Annotated in this window: 15 protein-coding genes; 6 read left to right on the forward strand and 9 right to left on the reverse strand. The window is 46.8% G+C overall.

The window, feature by feature from the left end; translation table 11 throughout:
- The first annotated feature begins 91 nt into the window (after positions 1 to 91).
- On the forward strand, positions 92 to 535 hold the full coding sequence (ndk, locus tag K8S15_00835; GenBank protein ID MCD4774577.1) for a nucleoside-diphosphate kinase: 444 nt from the start codon (positions 92 to 94) through the stop codon (positions 533 to 535).
- Position 536: 1 nt separating this feature from the next.
- Here the strand turns inward: ndk and K8S15_00840 are convergent, their stop codons facing one another.
- The 7 genes from K8S15_00840 to clpB all read right to left on the reverse strand — a co-directional run bounded on the left by K8S15_00840 (position 537) and on the right by clpB (position 10,081).
- On the reverse strand, positions 537 to 1,613 hold the full coding sequence (locus K8S15_00840) for a hypothetical protein (GenBank protein ID MCD4774578.1): 1,077 nt from the start codon (positions 1,611 to 1,613) through the stop codon (positions 537 to 539).
- Positions 1,614 to 1,692: 79 nt separating this feature from the next.
- A complete protein-coding gene (locus K8S15_00845; GenBank protein MCD4774579.1) occupies positions 1,693 to 3,132 on the reverse strand; it encodes a 2-oxoacid:acceptor oxidoreductase family protein in 1,440 nt (479 codons plus the stop codon).
- A gap of 2 nt (positions 3,133 to 3,134) precedes the next feature.
- Positions 3,135 to 4,187: a 3-methyl-2-oxobutanoate dehydrogenase subunit VorB gene (locus tag K8S15_00850; GenBank protein MCD4774580.1), complete on the reverse strand. Its 1,053-nt coding sequence runs from the start codon at positions 4,185 to 4,187 to the stop codon at positions 3,135 to 3,137.
- Positions 4,188 to 4,442 (reverse strand): 4Fe-4S dicluster domain-containing protein, encoded by a 255-nt coding sequence (locus K8S15_00855; protein ID MCD4774581.1) that lies wholly within the window; start codon positions 4,440 to 4,442, stop codon positions 4,188 to 4,190. It abuts the gene before it with no gap.
- A gap of 116 nt (positions 4,443 to 4,558) precedes the next feature.
- Complete coding sequence (locus tag K8S15_00860) at positions 4,559 to 6,169, reverse strand: MBL fold metallo-hydrolase (GenBank protein MCD4774582.1); 1,611 nt, start codon at positions 6,167 to 6,169, stop codon at positions 4,559 to 4,561.
- 527 nt (positions 6,170 to 6,696) lie between these two features.
- The gene (locus K8S15_00865) at positions 6,697 to 7,497 is read right to left on the reverse strand and encodes a hypothetical protein (protein ID MCD4774583.1); all 801 of its coding nucleotides are present in this window, start codon (positions 7,495 to 7,497) and stop codon (positions 6,697 to 6,699) included.
- Position 7,498: 1 nt separating this feature from the next.
- On the reverse strand, positions 7,499 to 10,081 hold the full coding sequence (clpB, locus tag K8S15_00870; GenBank protein MCD4774584.1) for an ATP-dependent chaperone ClpB: 2,583 nt from the start codon (positions 10,079 to 10,081) through the stop codon (positions 7,499 to 7,501).
- 266 nt (positions 10,082 to 10,347) lie between these two features.
- Between clpB and K8S15_00875 the strand changes: the two genes are divergently transcribed.
- The 3 genes from K8S15_00875 to K8S15_00885 are packed head-to-tail and all read left to right on the forward strand — an operon-like array spanning position 10,348 to position 12,965.
- Positions 10,348 to 11,337, forward strand: a complete 990-nt coding sequence (locus K8S15_00875) for a Gfo/Idh/MocA family oxidoreductase (GenBank protein ID MCD4774585.1) — start codon at positions 10,348 to 10,350, stop codon at positions 11,335 to 11,337.
- Positions 11,338 to 11,355: 18 nt separating this feature from the next.
- A complete protein-coding gene (locus K8S15_00880) occupies positions 11,356 to 12,300 on the forward strand; it encodes a hypothetical protein (GenBank protein ID MCD4774586.1) in 945 nt (314 codons plus the stop codon).
- The gene (locus K8S15_00885; GenBank protein MCD4774587.1) at positions 12,276 to 12,965 is read left to right on the forward strand and encodes a hypothetical protein; all 690 of its coding nucleotides are present in this window, start codon (positions 12,276 to 12,278) and stop codon (positions 12,963 to 12,965) included. The genes K8S15_00880 and K8S15_00885 overlap by 25 nt, the downstream gene beginning before the upstream one ends.
- Before the next feature lie 23 nt (positions 12,966 to 12,988).
- Here the strand turns inward: K8S15_00885 and K8S15_00890 are convergent, their stop codons facing one another.
- Positions 12,989 to 13,585 carry a DNA-3-methyladenine glycosylase gene (locus tag K8S15_00890; protein MCD4774588.1) on the reverse strand — a complete coding sequence of 199 codons (597 nt, stop codon included), beginning with the start codon at positions 13,583 to 13,585 and terminating at the stop codon, positions 12,989 to 12,991.
- Between the two features lie 92 nt (positions 13,586 to 13,677).
- Here K8S15_00890 and K8S15_00895 point away from each other — a divergent pair, with 92 nt between their 5' ends.
- On the forward strand, positions 13,678 to 14,058 hold the full coding sequence (locus tag K8S15_00895) for an HIT family protein (GenBank protein ID MCD4774589.1): 381 nt from the start codon (positions 13,678 to 13,680) through the stop codon (positions 14,056 to 14,058).
- A 94-nt stretch (positions 14,059 to 14,152) separates the two neighbouring features.
- Positions 14,153 to 14,869 carry a methyltransferase domain-containing protein gene (locus K8S15_00900; protein MCD4774590.1) on the forward strand — a complete coding sequence of 239 codons (717 nt, stop codon included), beginning with the start codon at positions 14,153 to 14,155 and terminating at the stop codon, positions 14,867 to 14,869.
- 11 nt (positions 14,870 to 14,880) lie between these two features.
- Here K8S15_00900 and K8S15_00905 read toward each other — a convergent pair whose 3' ends face one another.
- Positions 14,881 to 18,486, reverse strand: coding sequence for a translocation/assembly module TamB (locus K8S15_00905; protein ID MCD4774591.1), 3,606 nt, complete (start codon positions 18,484 to 18,486; stop codon positions 14,881 to 14,883).
- Positions 18,487 to 18,511 lie beyond the last annotated feature (25 nt).

Here is an 18,511-nt window from a genome sequence, read left to right on the forward strand (position 1 = left end):
CCCTCCAATGATACAAACAGCTGGTAGTAAAATCAATATTGCGCTCAATTAAATGATAAGCATATTATCTGAACAGATGAAAGGGGCTTTCATGGAGAAAACACTTGCTATTCTTAAGCCGAATGCGGTACAGAGAGAACTGGTCGGTGAGCTGATATCCAAATTCGAGAGAAGGGGAATGAAGATAACTGCTATGAAACTTACAAGAATCTCCCCGAAAACAGCAGAGCAGCATTACGAAGAACACAAGGGCAAAGAGTTCTATAAAGGTCTGATCTCCTTTATCACAAGCGGGCCGTCGGTTATCATGATTTTAGAATCTATGGACGCAGTTGAAATAGTCAGGTCAATGGTGGGAGCAACCAATCCCGCAGAAGCCGCCTCCGGAACTATAAGAGGTGATTATGCAACCAGTCCCGGCCATAACATGATACATGCGTCCGATTCTATTGAATCAGCAAAAAGAGAAATAGAACTTTTCTTCAGACCTGAGGAAGTGCATGAATACCGTCTTGCTGTAAGGCCCTGGCTTTAACCTATAGATTCCAGTCAAATCCGAAGGAAAGTAATGACTGCGACAGGTTGATATCAGAATTGTCCCATTCTGAGAAAACGCAGGATTCTCTTTTTATCGAAGACCAGGAAAACGCTCCATTGAGTGTTATTCTTCCAAGGACAACTCCCGAACCTACGGATAGGCCCATTCCCTGGCTCTCAATGTCCCCATTCCTGTCAATAAAGGATAACGCACCCCTGAATGCAAGGGTGCTGGACGACATTATCTGTCCGATAATCCTGGCTTCCAGGTTATTGGCATCTCCCGGATCAACGATTTCAGCCTCTATTCCAAGAGCTCCCTGCTTCGATTCCCCGGTATAAAGCATTCCTCCAGCGGCAATTCGAGCATCGTAATGATCTGTGGCGGATGCCCATGAAATACCTATGCTGCTGAGACTGAGAGGAATCATGATTCCAGCATGCCAGCAGAAATCGCTTTCGTTCCATCCTGTCGAAACAGTTGTGTCGTTTTCAGGTTCAACTCTGTCCTCGTATGTGGAATCGTAACTGATCTCTCCGAACCGCAACCCACCAGATAAACCCACATTAATCCAGTTTTCCGGTTGCCATGAAAAACCTGCAGCTGTTTCGAACAGACCACCGTGAGAATTGAGTTCCACTGATTCGATGATTGTACCCGATACAGCTTCCCTGTTATAATATTTGCCTTCAAACGAAAAATCCGATATCCTTGCTATTCCAGCTGCCAGGGCAAGCTTACGACTCGCCTGGAATTTGATCGCAGCCGAAAGATTAGCCAGGGCAATCCAGTTGTAATCATGGATTCCTGTAGTGTCTTCAAAGGATTCAGTGATTACAGCGGGACCTACTGACATCGAAAAAGTGGTTCCAGGAACCCTGTAAATGTCGGCAGGATTGGTCAGAATAGACAAGGCATCCCCAAAACCTATTGCTCTTGCTCCGCCAAGCCCCAGTGTAACGGCATTGTATCCGAGAATGGATGTGCCGTTCCCGTTGGCATCAGCGTATCCGAAACCAAAGGTAATGCATGGAACGACAAGCAGCATAATTGCAGAAAACAGCATAGTTTTCATATTGTCTCCCTGTTCAGTAAATCAATTTAGAACACAGTTACCGCCGGCAGCCGAAGCTGCCGACGGTAATTGTTATTCTTCAGGAAAAATTATCCTTGACGTAGTTGTATCCCCTCTGAACAGCCTCTTCGTTCAGCTTGATGACCGATTCTGGTTTGCCTGCGAACAGAGAAGACATAAGATTCTTTATTTCACCAGGATCGAACATCCCTGTAACAGCTGCAAAGGCTCCTACATTAACCATACTCTGGAATCTCGTGTCACCGAGTTCGTCAGCTATACCTGTAATGGGTATGCTATAAACCTTTACATCCCTGCGGGTTGGTTGAATGTCAATAAGCGTGCTGTTGTATATGATCACACCATCGGGAAGGAGTATTTTCTCGAATTTCTCGAGGCTGGGCTGGTTCATGGCGATGATCATGTTGGGTTCAGTACACTCGGATGCGCCTATGGTATCTGCCTGAATTTTAACCGAACAATTCGCGGTGCCTCCGCGCATTTCAGGGCCGTAGGACGGAAGCCAGCTCACACTGTAGCCGTATTCCATTCCAACGTTGGCCAGGGCAATACCCGTTGACATTATACCCTGTCCTCCAAAGCCGGCTACCCTCAGAGCTACCTTTTTGAATGCAGCATTCGGGTTCTTATCAAGGTTCGAGTCGCTGAGAGCTTCGAATCCGAGAATTTTTTTGACCTCATCAGGATCCATTTCAGGTACAGGACGTTCAACAGCTGGTGCATCTTCAGAAATATCTCTGAGTGTACCAAGAGGGAACCTCGGTATCATGTTTTCTTTAATCCACCCCTGAGCTGGCACGGCATCCATCTTCCATCCGCTGGGACACATGCTGAGTACCTCAACAAAGGAAAACCCCTTCTTGTCCATAGCGTTCTTTATGCCTTTTCGCACGGCTGCCCTGGTCTTCCTGATATTGGGCATGTCATGAAGAGATGTTCTTGCTACGAATACGGGAGCGGTCAGCTGATTGATGATTTCGCACACCTGCAGGGGGTAACCGTCCGTTTTGGGATCTCGGCCATAGGGGGTAGTAGTGGTTTTCTGTCCCTCAAGTGTAGTCGGTGCCATCTGTCCGCCGGTCATACCGTAAATGGCGTTATTAACGAAGAAAACAACCATGTTCTCTCCGCGGTTCGCAGCCTGGAGAATGTTGTTACCTCCGATTGCAGCAAGGTCTCCATCACCCTGGTAACTAATCACTATCGAATCGGGATTAGCCCTGGAAACTGCGGTAGCAACAGCTGGAGCCCTTCCGTGCGCAACCTGAAGGTTTCCGGTGTGGAAATAGTAATACGCAAATACACTGCAGCCAACGGGACTTATTACTATTGTTTTTTCTACAATGTCATAATCTTCAAGGGCTTCTGCAATGAGCTTATGCAGGATTCCATGACCGCAACCAGGACAGTAATGTGTCCTGTCCTTCTCAGCCCCCGGCTTATGCTTGTAAACATCGATGAAACCTTTTGGTTTTCTGAGTACTGTTTTCTGAGCCATAATCACACCCCATACAGTTCGGAGACCTTTTCAAGGATCTCCAGGGCAGTCGGAACGTTGCCACCCATTCTATTGTAAAGTTCGGAAATCATCTTCCCTTTCAGCGCAAGATTCACATCGTCTATCAGCTGACCGTCAGACATTTCAACAGTGAGAATTCCCTTGATTCCCCTGTCCGTAAACTGAGCGATCTCTTTTACAGGGAACGGAAAGAGAGTTATAGGCCTGAACATACCCAGTTTGACCCCTCTTTCCCGGGCAAGGTCAACAGCGGAACGAATTACGCGGCTGCAACTTCCATAACCAATTGCAACGATCTCGGCATCGTCCATCCTGTACTCCTCCACCCTTACTTCGTTTTTCCTGATGGTATCATACTTCTTCCCCATCTCTCTGTTCCATCGTTCCAGGTCATCATGATCAAGGTAGATGGAATTGATGAGATGCCTGGAATCGGCAGTTCCGTAAACAGCCCAATCGCTTTTGTCAGGGAGTTCCGTTACCGGCTCTGGAAGCTCAACGGCTTCCATCATCTGACCAATGACACCGTCAGTAAGCACATAAACAGGATTTCTGTACTTATCCGCCAGTTCGAACGCCAGCATAGTCAGGTCGCACATTTCCTGTGCTGAGTTAGGAGCAAGTACAATAACTTTATAGTTACCGTGTCCGCCACCCTTTACTACCTGATTGTAATCGCTCTGTTCAGGGCCGATGTTACCAAGACCCGGGCCGCCTCGCATGATGTCTATTATCACACATGGGAGAGCTGAGCCTGCACAGTAGGAAATACCCTCCTGCTTAAGGCTGATTCCGGGGCCGGAGCTGCCGGTCATAACCCTCTGTCCGCATCCCGCTGCTCCGTAAACCATGTTGATCGCGGAAACCTCACTTTCGGATTGAACGAACGTCCTTCCGAATTTCGGAAAGAGTGCGGAGGCTGATTCCGCTATTTCGCTGGCAGGTGTAATGGGATAACCATAGTATGCCTTGCAGCCAGCAAGAATAGCGCCATATACGGCGGCATAGTTCCCTTTCATTAATTTTCGAGGCATCTAACTCACCTCCTCTGGCACATAATTCTTCAAGTATAGTGTAACTGCGCTGGGTTCCGGGCATGTATAGTAACAATTACCACACCCGATGCAGCCCTCACCAACGTACTCGGAATAGTGAAATCCCTTTGAATTCAGTTTCTCAGATATCACCAATACGTTCGTTGGGCACGCTGCAATACACAGCTTACACCCCTTGCAGATATCTGGATCAATCTCGGGAAATGGGTATTTCCTGCTTTCGTTCACTGGCAAACCTCCCGGTTCATGTTATTGATTTAATGAATAAAATACTATTATGACAATTGTTGTAAAGATGAATTAATATATGTTTCAAGTCAACGCAAATCGCACCAAATCGAATATTGAAATCATGGGTAGACTTCCAGGTCGGTTCCGTCCGTTGTCATTATGAATGTACCGTCCTGATCTGTTCTGTATATAAATGCCCCGTAATTTTCAATTCTCTGTATAACTTCGCTGTGGGGATGACCGTATGAATTTCCATAGCCGACTTCTATTGCAGCGTAATTCGGGTCAACCGCCTGCAGCCAGGAGTGGGAAGTTGAAGTATACGAACCATGGTGACCAACTTTCAGGACATCAGCCGAAATATCATCTATTATTCCCTGGTTCAAAGCATCGAGAATTACGTTTTCTCCGCCGCTGGTTTCAAGATCACCGGTGAACAGGAAAGAAACACTTCCATAAGTTACCCTCAGAACTATGGACGCGTTATTCGGATTCGTACCGAGAGGCTCCACAGGATGAATGCACTCAACGGTAAGACTATCATCCCAATCGAGAATATCTCCCCTTCTGGGGGTGATGTAATCTGCACCGTTGTCAAAGATCGCCTGCAGATATTCCAAGTAAGTTGATGTAGAATAGGAGAAGCCTGAATCCCATACTGTCGTCACCGGTACACTATCGAGAACACCGATCAGCCCTCCTATATGATCCGAATGGGGATGTGTGCCTACGATTCCGTCGAGGCTGTCTACACCCAGGCTGTCAAGTATCGGCAGCACTTCTTCAACTCCGCAGCTCCAGCTTCCCGATCTGTCCCCGCCGTCAATCAGGTAATAGTAGTTCTCAGGGGTTCTAAGGAGAATGACATCCCCGGAATAGTAATTGTTATGCGAAGGGTCAATGAAAAACACGGTCAGCAGAGGTGTCAGATCCGGAATTGCAACCGATACTTCGTTGCTCCATGTACTCAGCTGCGATTCGTTGATTGTTTCTACGGCGTAGTAGTAAGTAGTAAGCCCTTCAACATCGTTATCCTCGAAATTTGTATTATTGCTTCCCTCCGCTACAGCCACAATTTCGGCCAGTGAGGGATCATTCTCTATATTGTGGCTCTCGGATCTGTAAAGTTTATAGCAATAAAAATCACTGTCCGGACATTCGGTCCATTCCAGTGTAATTTGGCCGAATGTATCATCTCCGGTGTAAGATCCGGATAATGTGGAGGGAGAAGGTGGTGTAGCTGCAGAAACAACAACTGAATCCTCATTACTCCATGAATCAATATCGTCCTCATTAACAGTCCGGACTGCGTAATAGTATGTGTTTCCCGCGATGATGCCGGTGTCTAACCAGGAAGTACCTGAAACCGATGTGAATATCACACTTGTGTCGGCAGCTTCAATATTGGACGGGATTCCGGGTGTATCTGAACGGTAGATTGCGTACCAGGCGAAATTGTCATCAGGGCACTGGGTCCATACGGCATGTGCCTGGAATCCGCCTTTGCTATTTCTTTCAATGGTAACTTCGCTTCTGTCCGAACATTCTTCGGACAAGGCTGATGAAACGGTGGTTTCATTGTCCTTAATAGCATCTGTCTCTTCAAGTGTAACTGTAAGAATTGATGCTGTGGGATCGGAAACGTCCAGAGGCCCCGATGTATCGCCGCAGGATAACAACGAAACAACAAAGGTGGTTAATATTATAGAAACAATAAGTATATTTTTCATTAATAACCTCCAGAAATCATTCAGCAGCAGCTGAAATATACTCTCATCTGCAAAGCTCCGCTATCCAAGGTCGGACTTACTTTTCTTACCCATTTACAGCAATTTATATAACATGGCATATTAAAGAATATGCCGAATATCAGAATCAACCTTCACATCGGTTGAATTTGAGCAACTTAGCTATTAACTGCCAGAACCTTTTCGTTATCTCCAGTCAGTAAATTTTACCTGCAGTCTACTGCAGCGACACATAAAGCCGCGTCTACTTCGTAATGCTCATACATCTGTCCTTGACTTACTGTTTAAGTCATAGGTGTTAAGCTAAGACATATAATCTCGCTTAAGTTTTGGATCCACATCTTTCTACGATCCTTCGTAACGAAACCTGGTGAAATTTAGAATTATTTACAATCACTCGGATTGGTTCCTATAAATAGTATTGAGAGTATACATGATAGTAGCGAATACGTTTTATTCCATCAAATTTAATAAACTGTTGCATGAAGGTAAGAAAGGTAAGTCCGACCTTAGAGAATCTTATTCCAGCCGGCAGGGGTTCTACTGTAGCCTGACATTTCAAGGAGTAGTTCATCTTCATCCCAAGTAACAAACCTCAGGGCCTTGCAGCCCTGATGCTTCAGGAATTTTTCAAGAGTCTCAAGAAACTCATGTACTTCGCAGTTCTCCGCAATCTCAACCTCAGTTACTATACTGATCGCTCCCAGCTTCAGCATCATGCTGCCAAGCTTCTCTCCTGCAAGTTCGAGTATCAATTTTCCTTCATTGCTTTTCAGAAGGTGTGCTTCGTTCCTGATACTCTTTTCCATCTGCATCCTCCTGAGAATGAAAACAGCTGCTGCATAAAGTACGACGAAGGAGAGAATGGCCGGTAGAACCGGCACCCTCCCCTGCAGCAATATCAGAATGGTAAGGAGAATTCCATGAGACAGAAATAGCAATCCCATAACTATGGACATCTCCCCGGAGAACTTCCTGTCGGTCGAGAATCCAGAGAACCTTTTCATCTGGGAAGCAAGCCACGGTTTTCCTCTGGCGGTCGATACAAGCAGTACTCCTGCCAGAATCAGTTCAAGAAGTACATATCCAGCTCCGCTGTATCCCTCAGCAGCCAGCATGTCACCCGCAAGGCTTGCGGCGGCCAGTACCGCACCCTCCAGAATGAGAACAGAGTGCTTCTTTTTGAAGAATACCTGCAGAAACAGGAATTCCCCCAATCCGAGAGAAAACACCACCAGGGCGGCAATGTACCCTTTAAGAAAGATGTCAGCCGCGAGATATCCCGCTATTACAATAAGGGTTGAATACATTCTATTCCGGTTTCATGACGAAATTCTCACCTTCGGTATTCAGAAGTACTCTCTGCCCCTGATGTATTCTGCCGTCTATAATGGAGTTTGCCAACTCGTTCTGAACGTACCTCTGTATGACTCTTTTCAAGGGTCTTGCACCGAATGCAGGTTCGTATCCAAGCTTCGTCAGAAGATCCAGGGCCGATTCGGATGGAATAAGGGTTATGTTCTGTTCCTTCAGTATTCTGTTCAACCTTCTCAGTTGAATTTCGACGATCTCCCTCAGTTCCTCTCTGCCAAGTGGTCGGAAGACAATGATATCATCTATTCTGTTGAGGAATTCAGGTCTGAAATGCGTACTGAGTTCCCGCTTTGCCCTTTCCGTAAGTTCTTTCTGGGTCAGCTTACCGGCTGCTTCAGCTATCCAGTCGCTGCCCAGGTTGCTGGTCATGATAATCACTGTGTTTCTAAAATCAACAGTTCTTCCCTGGCCGTCCGTCAGGCGGCCCTCGTCAAGTATCTGGAGAAATATGTTAAATACTTGCTGATGGGCTTTTTCAATCTCATCGAACAGAACAACTGAGTAAGGCCTCCTTCTGACCGCTTCTGTCAGATACCCTCCCTCATCGTATCCGACGTATCCGGGAGGAGCACCTATAAGCCTTGAAACGGAATGCTTTTCCATGAATTCGCTCATGTCAATTCTGATAAGGGCGTTCTCGTCATCGAAAAGGAAATCCGCAAGGGATCTTGCAAGTTCAGTCTTACCTACACCGGTAGGACCCATGAATATAAAACTGCCCAGTGGCCTGTTGGGGTCCTGAACGCTTGCCCTCGCTCTCCTGACAGCCTCTGAAACAGCAGAAACCGCCTCGTTCTGGCCAATAACCCTTTCGTGAAGCTCATCTTCAAGAGTGAGAAGCCGTTCCTTTTCACTCTCCATGAGCCTTGATACCGGAATGCCTGTCCATTTGGATACTACATCAGCGATGTCATCGGCAGTTATTTCTTCCGAAAGCATCGATCCTTCCTTCTGAAGTTCATCCAATCTCTCCTTCAGGGCTGCGGATTCATTTTCCAATTCACGAATCTTCCCGTACCGCAACTCCGCCACCTTTTCCAGATTTCCCTGGCGTTCAGCGATCTTGGCCTGCCCGCGAAATTCATCAACCTGTCTGGCGAAATCGCGTATTTTATCGATAAGATCTTTTTCGTTTTTCCAACTGAGTTCCAGCGCAGTTCTTTCTTCCTTGAGCTCGGCAAGTTGCTTCTCGATTATTTCAAGCTCAGCCTGACAGTCAGTTTCATCCTCTCTCAGAAGTCCTTCCCGTTCTATTTCAAGCCTCGTTATTCTTCGCCTGATCTCATCTATCACTTCGGGCATACTGTCAATTTCTATACGAAGACGGCTCGCGGCTTCATCTACAAGATCTATAGCCTTATCGGGCAGGAACCTGTCGGTGATGTATCGGTCGGACAGAGTGGCGGCAGCGATAAGTGCGGCGTCCTGAATAATTATCCCGTGATGCCTTTCGTATCTGTCACGTAGCCCGCGTAGAATACTTATCGTATCCTCCACAGAGGGTGCTTTTACAATAACGGGCTGGAAGCGCCTTTCAAGAGCAGCATCCTTCTCAATGTGTTTCCTGTATTCATCAAGAGTTGTTGCTCCTATGCAGTGCAGCTCTCCTCTTGCGAGGGCTGGTTTAAGCATATTGGCCGCATCAACAGCGCCTTCGGCGGCACCCGCACCTACAAGTGTATGCATCTCATCTATGAAGAGGATGATTCTTCCCTCAGCATCGGCTATCTCCTTGAGAACCGCCTTGAGTCTTTCCTCGAACTCTCCTCTGAATTTAGCACCGGCGACCAGGGCACCCATATCCAGTGCCATTACGCTTTTATTCCTGAGTGTTTCAGGGACATCACCCTCCGCTATCCGCCTTGCCAGCCCCTCAACAATCGCTGTTTTACCCACTCCGGGCTCTCCAATAAGAACTGGGTTGTTCTTTCTTCTCCGCCCCAGAACCTGCATGACCCTTCTGATCTCATCATCCCTTCCTATGACCGGGTCCAGCTTCTCCTGACGCGCCATTCCGGTAAGGTCCCTGGTGTACTTCTCCAGGGCTTTGTAATTGTCTTCGGATGATTCCGAACTGATTCTGGATGATCCCCTGACGGAAGCCAGAGCCTCCAGGAAAGCCTTTTTCGTGACTCCTTTTGAATGCAGTATATTCGCGATCCTGTCTCCTGAATCCAGTAATCCCAGAAAGAGGTGTTCTCTGGCTATATACTCGTCCTTCATCTTCGAGGCGATATTCTCCGCTGTACCAAGTATCTTCACCAGATTTGAAGACATCCTGGGTTCTGAGCCGCCCCGGGTTTTTGGCAGCGAACTCAGTATACCTGTAATCTCATCTCTGATCGCCTGACGACTTATTTCAAGGCTGTCGAGAACTCCAGCTATTGCACTGTTCTGATCATCAAGCAGAACAGCCGCAAGATGAACGGGGACTATCTCCGGATTACCAGCTTCAATTGCTATTCTACTGGCTTCCTGAATAGCTTCTTTTGATTTAGTTGTTAATTTCTCAAAGTTCATTGATTACCTCCTATTGATAAGATAGAAGTATATATCCTGCCAGGCAACCTTTGAGGACGGGGGACTGACATCTTAACATTTCAATTATTACAGCAGCAACGAATGTTTAGATGTTAGACCCGGCACCTTTTTGCCAAATAAAGTCAAGAGTAAAGATTTGACCCCTTTTTTTTTCCTTTTTTTGACTTTACTGTTATCGCATCAAGTTGTAGTTTCCCTTAACCGGAAGACTGAATCACTAATAAAAAACACAGGAAAGGAAACACATGTTTAAAACGGGAGTGATCGGACTTGGGTACTGGGGCCCCAATTTACTCAGAAATCTCTACGCCAACAAACGGAACGGCGAGCTTATAATGTGCGATTCAGATACAACTCGTCTTGAAATAATGAAATTAAGATATCCTGATGTCAGTTACACATCGGATTACCGGGACATTCTAAATGACAGCAGTCTTGATGCAGTTGTAGTAGCCACAAACGTCTCATCCCACTTTCCCCTCGCCAAAGAAGCTTTGCTCGCTGGAAAGCATGTATTTGTCGAAAAACCGTTTGCCGCCAGCATAGAACAGGCTGAGGAACTTGTTGAACTTGGCGAAAAGAACGGTCTTGTTACAATGGTTGGGCATACATTCATGTTCTCTCCTCCCGTTATTAAAGCAAAGGAAATTATCGACAGCGGTGAACTGGGGGAAATTCACTTCATCACTTCGAGCAGGGTAAATCTCGGACTGCACCAGAAGGATGTTTCAGTAATCTGGGACCTTGCTCCGCATGATTTCTCAATGCTGTTCTACTGGCTGGGAGAGGAACCCTCCAGCGTAAACGCCTTCGGTCATGCTTACGTTCTTGATAAAATCCCGGATGTGGCATTCATCAACCTCGCTTTCCCGAGCGGTGCAATCGGTAACGTGCAGGTATCATGGCTTTCACCTTCGAAACTCAGAAGAACTGTCATCGTCGGCAGCAGAAAAATGCTCGTATACGATGATACAGAACCAATTGAGAAAATAAAGGTTTACGATAAGGGAGTTGAAGTCATTGAACCAGAGAGTTTTGGCGAATATCAACTCTCGTATAGAACGGGAGATATCCTTTCACCGAAGCTGCCAACGGGAGAACCTCTTGCGGCGGAGATGGATGAATTTCTCAGGTGTATAGAGACTGGCAGTACTCCCATATCCTCCGGCGCGGAAGGTCTTGCAGTTGTGAGGGCTCTTGAACTGGCAGATGCCAGTCTGATGAAAACGGACTAAAGAAGGGAACCTCAGTACATGGATTCTTCAGTACAGCTGAGAACTGAGGAGCTTTGTATAACGGATAACTCAAAAGTACCACTTGACTTAGCGGTTCTTGCAGGATCAATGACAGTTCTTCTTGGTGATGATGAAACCATCGCCTCGGATCTTGCCCTTATTCTAGCAGGCCGAAGATTACCTGTTTCAGGAAATATTCAACTTGGTGATGATAACTTGAGTATTCACAGCCATAGCGCAAGGGGCAGGATTGAATACGTTTCCTGCAATTTCTCATGCCCTGATGGAATGACTGTATCAGGGTATTTCTCGCTTGCGGCAGCTGCAGCTGGCTATAGCAGAAAAGAAACCGGAGAAATCCTGTCCCAGCTCTACAGCTGGTGTTCGCTTGAAAACCTTATAGATGAAGAAGTAAATAGGCTTTCACCCGACAATCGGTATCTGGTAACATTCGCTGCCGCATGCCTGCCTGTTCCTGATGTATTTGTACTGCAGGGTCCTTTTTCCGAAAATTTGCATCCCCTTCTTGAAAATCTCTGTCAGAGCGGTTGCGCAGTTATAGCATCCCTTCCCGAAATACAGTACATACCTCAATCCGCTGATAGAATTGCTATATGCGATTCACATGATGTGAGGAGAATAGTCAGGCTTCAGGAACTATCAGATGCATGTTCAATTCTTATGAGGCTTCATGTCAAGTTCTTTCCTGCTCTCCCCAGGGCTGTGATGGAAAGCCTTCCTGGCGCGAAGGATATTGTGGCAGTACAGGGAGGATACGAATTCTACCATGCCGGGCTCTCCGCTGCCGTAACAAATCTGGTTAACCTTGCCAGAGCTAATTCAAGACAGATAACCGGGTTTGAAGTTAGACCGCCATCGAACTCCGAACTGGTGGAATTCTATACCACTGACGATGAACCTGGAGAGGCGGATCTTTTTTGGGCAGAAGACCTGGATATCTGAGAATATGGGCCTGTGTATTCCGGTACATGTCGGAATGGGCTCTACGTCGACAACTATTTGTATGGATTTTGCTTGCCGCTCCCTTCATCGTGTGGATACTTCCAGGACGGACCGCAATCCCGTTTCTACCTCTGGTAATATCCTGCATCACTTACTGCGGACCTGCGGCATTTCTTGTCGGATGGCGTGAATCGGATGCAAGAAACAATCTTGCTGATATCCTGTTTCAGTCAAAAGCCGGCAAGTACTCACTTATACTTCCGGAAATATTTCTTCCTTTTCTCGCAGGTGCTCTCCCCGCTCTGGGGCTGGCCGCTATCTGGACAGCCGGAAAGTGTGGATTCCCATGGCAGCTTTGGGCTGTTATTCCATTTGCCTCATTGACCGCGGTTTCAGTAACGATTCTGCTGGAGAAATACCTGAACCAGACTGGATATATTCTCAGCCTTCTGGCCTTCATGGCCCAGGCTTCCACTGCATCATGGACTCTTTCCCCGGTTTTCCAGCTTCTTATTCCCCATGGATACGTTCTTTGGACACTGAGATGGATTGAAGACAACGGAGCTGCCTTCCATGGTGATATCTACGTTTTCTTCGCGGTGATTGAGGGAATCGGACTGATGCTCCTTACAATTAAAGCACTCTCACAAACAAGTGACGACTGATTATAGATCTGCATCCAGGCTGATTATTTCTCTCGTGAAGTATTTGAAACCCATCTGGAACCCCTGAGGGAAAATCTTCTTCGAAGGTTAGTAGCCTTTGTGATACCGATACGCTTTGTGACAGATATTTTGAGTTTTTCATCTGCGATCGGAACAAGCACTTGAATTTCACCGTCTAGCAGTGAGATGCCATTGTGTCTTCTGTCTATTCCGAATGCCTGACAAAGTTTGCCAGGACCGCTGCAAAGATTCTCAGGTTCTTCCGTCCCACGGTTCTCAACCATCAGTTCGATACCCTCAAAGGGATTCACCGCACGGATGAGCACGGCTTCTCCCCTTCCGGGAATTCCGGATGTTACATTGAAGCAGTTGTGAACACCGTAGATAAGATAAACGTAAGCCAGGCCGCCCCTTTCGAACATAGGTCCGTTCCTGTCAGTTCTGCCCTTGAAGGAATGGCTTGCGGGATCATCCTCGGTGTAAGCCTCCGTTTCTACTATTACACCGGAGATGAATCCTCCGCCAGCCTTCTTTCGTAAAAGGCAGCCAATAAGATCGTGGGCAAGGATTTCAGCACTTCTGCTGAAAAACCCATCCGGTGGCGTTGTAAAATACTTCAGAATTCTCCTCCTGTTTCACATTGGTAGAATATCGTACATTATGAATTGAGGGAAAGCAAGCTATACTCTGTATTTCTGATTTGGAGGATAAAATGAATGATTGTCCGTTCTGTAATCCCGATGAAGACAGGATTATCTGGAAAGATGAAAATGTGTACATCATCCGCGACCTTTACCCGGTTTCTCCTTCACACACTCTCATCATACCCTTCAGGCACTTCGCAAGTGTATTCGACGCCACCAGAGAAGAACTAACCTCAATTTCCCACGCGCTGGGTTTCAGAAAGAAGCAGCTTGAGCAATCACTGGCAGCAGACGGCTACAACATCGGAGTGAATGAAGGAAAGGCAGCCGGACAAACGATACCTCATGTACATATTCATCTTATCCCCAGATTCGAACGTGATGTAGAAGATCCAAGAGGAGGAATAAGAGGAGTGATTCCTGAGAAAAAAACGTACTCCGTTTCCTAGACAACAAGATTTCCCGGGCAAATCGTGCTGATCCCCCAACTGCAATGCGCGTATATATGATTATCACATATACTCAAAAAGGAAACTGTAAAACATGGATTCACTCGAGAAAACACTGAAAGGCATTAAAGCACCACTTGTACTAGATATCGCCACAGGGAACGGAAACTTCGCCGGTCTTCTGAGAAAAGAGTATCAGGGAATTGGCACAATCATAGGAATCGACATAAGCCAGAAGGGGCTGGGAAAATTCAGGGAAGTCCTGAAAAATATCGGAAATATGCTCCCGGTGTGTATGGACTCATCGGAAATGGCTTTTCCCGATGAAAGCCTCGATATGGTCTGTATTTCCAATTCACTTCATCATATGGCGAATCTGGATGATACCTTGAAGGAAATGATGCGGGTACTCAGACATGGGGGATACTTTCTTGTGAGCGAGATGTACTGCGACAACCAGACCGAAGCTCAGATGACACACGTTCTGATGCATGAGTGGTGGGCATCCATCGATGCACTGCATCGAGTACCTCATTTCAGTACTTTTCCAAGGAAGAAAATCCTTCATATGCTCGAAGAGCTTGGTCTGGATGAGATGATAACAGATGACTATTCTTCCCTGGACAGCGATCCGATGGATAAAGAAGTAATAGACCATTTAAACGGAGCCATCGACACCTACATCAGCAGAACGCAAGATATTGAGGATAACTCCGAACTGCTTAAACGGGGCGAAGAGCTAAGAAGAAGGCTTCACAGAATCGGCTTTCATGGAGCAACTTCTCTGGCTGTACTTGGTAAAAAACCATAGGTTGAAGCGGATCAGTACCTTATGGTGTAATGAAGCTCCAGCGTAGGTTCCTGGTATCCGTGTATTGTGGTTCTGCTCGTTCCTTCAACGTAGAAATCAGAACTGAAGAGGTACTGGGCACTGAAAGTACCAGGGTCAGCGGAGAACACATCACCCTTGTAAGAAACATATAGATCCGGTAGAACGTATTTCCCAACATTAAGAACAAGGCTTGTGGTATCTGAGAGAAGCTCGGGAGATATCTCGAATGTATCAAGGCCAATCTCATGCCTGAGATTCCGGGCAAGAAGATTTCCAAGCATCGTCTGAGCGACATTCTCAACCTCGGATCTGATAGCCGAGGAGTTCATCTGCTGCATCTCGCTGTAGGTTAACCCGACTGCCAGCAGAGTAAGAATATCCTCCTGGGCAATCTGACCCATCGGTCCATCAGCGGAGAGGGTGACCTGGGGGTTTTCCACATCCCCCGATATTAGAATCGTAATCCTGTATTCATCATGGCTTATTACGCTTCGTACTGTTGTTTCAGCTGTTACGTTCAGCTGCATGGTGGGTGGGTTGCCCTGCAGTATATTCACCCGTCCTTCAGTTATCTGAAAATCCCTCGAAAGCAATGTAATTCTACCTCTTACGGCTGATACGTATCCATTGACAGTTGGCTTTCGCTCAAGAGTAAATATTCTGAGTTTGAGAGACATCTCAATATCAGCAAAATTCGTTCTGAACCACAGAGCTCCGGTTCCGGCCACGTCTATGGAGAGATCGAACGGCAATTCTCCAGATCCATCGGAGGAGGAACTTACCGGCTGAGGAATACCTACCGCTCCCTCAAGAATCTCCAGCTTGCCTGAGAGGACAGGTCGATCTTCCAGCCCTGTTCCATCAGAGTTGAGCGCTCCGGAACAGATAACAGCTCCCATCCCGGGTATGGCTATTTCCATATCAAACAGTGAGAAACTCAGGCGGTAATCACCAAGCTCAAAAGGAAAGAGGCTGATGATGTCCGCTTGCCAGCTGGAGGAAAAGTCTCCTGTACTCTCGCTACCGGCGCCCAGTGTGAACCGGGCATTGTAACTGCTTTCTGTAGTATCAGGATAATTCAAGTAGAAATTCACGTTGGGCAACTCAATTCCCAGAAGTGTAATGTAAAGGCGGCTGATTCTCGCGGACGCCTGAATTTCAAATGTATAATCCTCATCAGTTTTCTCGTACTCAGCTCTTGCGGAAACACTTGCGCCCATGGTTTTCACCGGTAAGGGAAGAACGTAGAAAAGCCAGTCGCCAATATTGTTGATCTCAAGTTCGAGCCACTGGATCTTGTCAGCAAGCAGAGCGAACTCCGTTCCAGCCCAGATATCCCTGGCTCTCATCTGCAGACCGGATCTTACTCCGTTATTCCAGGCATAAATCCCGTTTACATTGAATGCGTTGTCTTCTGTTGAAACATCGATGGTTATGCTGTCCATTTTAAATTGACCGTACGCCGGATCCGAAATTTTCCCTGTCAGAGAACCCTGAGCACCTGTTGTATCCATGAGATACGAAACATTGAAATTACCAACACCGGACATATCAGCAGGCAAACCGGAAAACGTGCTGAAGGAGCTGAAATCGAAGTTAACTATATCAGCATGCATCTCCGTTCTTTCCTCACTGAGAATCCCGGACATGGCAAGTTCTCCCACTGGAGGATCCAGCCAGAGTGTATCCAGTATGATTGTACCATTCTCAGTAAACCCTGATAGTCCTCCCGTGGTAATTACTCTCAGTTTTGAATGGGTAGCTCTTATCTCCTCAATCTTGAAGAAGGTCGTATCGCCTATTTCCACTTCCATTTCAGCCGAATATATCCGGTCATCTGAACCGGTGAATGTTAATCCGTCTATTATGATATCATCATTGTCGAATTTTATATTCGCTGCTGTGTGGAAAACGTCCGAGATTACCCTGAGGCTGTCAATCAGAAGGGCAGCATCCGCTGTCATACTGCGGTTCGATATACTGAAAGTCCCATCAAGGGATGCAGTATCGGCCGATACTCCTTCAGTTACGAAGCCAAGGACTTCAACACTGCCATCGAAATTCATCCCGAAGGTAATCCCAGTTATATTGTTTCTTGTGGAATAATTCAGAGAACCGTTGAATGATGCCCGTTCAGCGGATAATTCATCCATTTCAAGCCCTCTTACACCGGCAGTACCCTGGATATTAATGCCGAATTTTGTACCGTTCCCGTTCACGGAGAAAAATGCGGAGGTGATATCGGGATATTCGACGGTATCGAGGTCCCTGATAAAGGATAGATCCATAATCTCACCATCAGCCTGCATTGTCCAGGATTCCGGTACCCATCCCGGTCCTAAATGTCCATCACCGGTAAATGATACTTTGCTACTTCCGTTGTTGACATATCCGTCAAGATTGAAGGAGTTATCTGATAGAACAGCATCGAGGTGGAGCATCGAGACACTGACGATTCCAGAGGTTGACGCGGCAAGGTCGATGGTCGCGGTGCCATTCAGATTCGATGAGCCTGTTCCGCTACATTCTGCGGAGATGACGCCGGTAACATCTGTGGTCGAGATTTGCGTCAGATATTCAGCAATATCCGTATTTGCCATATTCAGGCGGATGGCAGCATTCCATCCCAGAGATTTTATGTCGAATCCGCCATCGAGGTTCAAATCAACATTATCAGTTACAAGGGACAGGTTCCGCACGGCGATACCACTAAGATCCGCTGTCAGAGTGTCCGCTTCAAAGGAAGCTTCCTTCCCGAATAGAACAGCACTCCCACGGGAAAGCGCCAGATCAACCTGAAGATCCGACAGCTTTCCTCTCAGGCTACCATCAAGAAAAACCGACAGATCAACAGGGATATCAAAAGATGAAGTGCCCGCAAATCCCGATATTTCCAGATTAAGGGTTTCCTCCGAACCGTAAAGCGTTCCGGAGATCAGAAGTGATCCCGGGGCTGCAAAGCCTGTGAATCCGTCAGTTGTAACATCGCCATCAGACATCCGCAAAAGCCCGCTCCCGCCGATTCTGCCGAATCCGGGAAGATCGATCCCGGCTGAGTCAACATTCACAGCTACTCCGACCCCTCTCTCGATTGATGCGTCAAGGTACATGGAATCGATAAGGGTGCCCGATGGTTCAGTTATTATGCCATATCGCAGTAACAGCCTGTCTGTGCTGACAACAATACCGCCATCGATGTCATCAAGGATTGATATCAGTGAATCCGGCTGATCATCCTGAACATCTGATTCCGGAGAAAGCTGGATGTTCAACATGTCGACCATAACCTGGTCAACGTGTCTGCTTAAGAGGTAATCAAGAAGACTTCCGTCTATCTGAACTCCGGTTACTGCCACGATAAGACCTTCCGGATCAGATACGATAACCGAGTCGGCTGAAGTACTCCAGAAGATATCGGTACGCAAACCTTTGAAGATCAGTGTAACGCTTTCATCAGAAACGATACCACCGATTATCTTTCCTGTAGCATCCCCGAGAAACCCGCTGGCAAGAAGGATATATAGAGATACTACCAGGAGCGCAAACCCCAGAAGTATCATCCTGATACATACAGCAACTCCCCGCTTTTTACTCACGAAAGAACTTCCGACGAATTCAGTG

It is taken from the genome of Candidatus Aegiribacteria sp. (assembly GCA_021108005.1).
Classification (GTDB): Bacteria; Fermentibacterota; Fermentibacteria; order Fermentibacterales; family JCC-6; genus Aegiribacteria.

What these genes read in the sequence shown, in the direction of transcription:
- ndk (MCD4774577.1), top strand. Translation starts at nt 92, where the DNA reads ATGGAGAAAACACTTGCTATTCTTAAGCCGAATGCGGTACAGAGAGAA.
- K8S15_00840 (MCD4774578.1), bottom strand. Translation starts at nt 1,613, where the DNA reads ATGAAAACTATGCTGTTTTCTGCAATTATGCTGCTTGTCGTTCCATGC.
- K8S15_00845 (MCD4774579.1), bottom strand. Translation starts at nt 3,132, where the DNA reads ATGGCTCAGAAAACAGTACTCAGAAAACCAAAAGGTTTCATCGATGTT.
- K8S15_00850 (MCD4774580.1), bottom strand. Translation starts at nt 4,187, where the DNA reads ATGCCTCGAAAATTAATGAAAGGGAACTATGCCGCCGTATATGGCGCT.
- K8S15_00860 (MCD4774582.1), bottom strand. Translation starts at nt 6,169, where the DNA reads ATGAAAAATATACTTATTGTTTCTATAATATTAACCACCTTTGTTGTT.
- K8S15_00865 (MCD4774583.1), bottom strand. Translation starts at nt 7,497, where the DNA reads ATGTATTCAACCCTTATTGTAATAGCGGGATATCTCGCGGCTGACATC.
- clpB (MCD4774584.1), bottom strand. Translation starts at nt 10,081, where the DNA reads ATGAACTTTGAGAAATTAACAACTAAATCAAAAGAAGCTATTCAGGAA.
- K8S15_00875 (MCD4774585.1), top strand. Translation starts at nt 10,348, where the DNA reads ATGTTTAAAACGGGAGTGATCGGACTTGGGTACTGGGGCCCCAATTTA.
- K8S15_00880 (MCD4774586.1), top strand. Translation starts at nt 11,356, where the DNA reads ATGGATTCTTCAGTACAGCTGAGAACTGAGGAGCTTTGTATAACGGAT.
- K8S15_00895 (MCD4774589.1), top strand. Translation starts at nt 13,678, where the DNA reads ATGAATGATTGTCCGTTCTGTAATCCCGATGAAGACAGGATTATCTGG.
- K8S15_00900 (MCD4774590.1), top strand. Translation starts at nt 14,153, where the DNA reads ATGGATTCACTCGAGAAAACACTGAAAGGCATTAAAGCACCACTTGTA.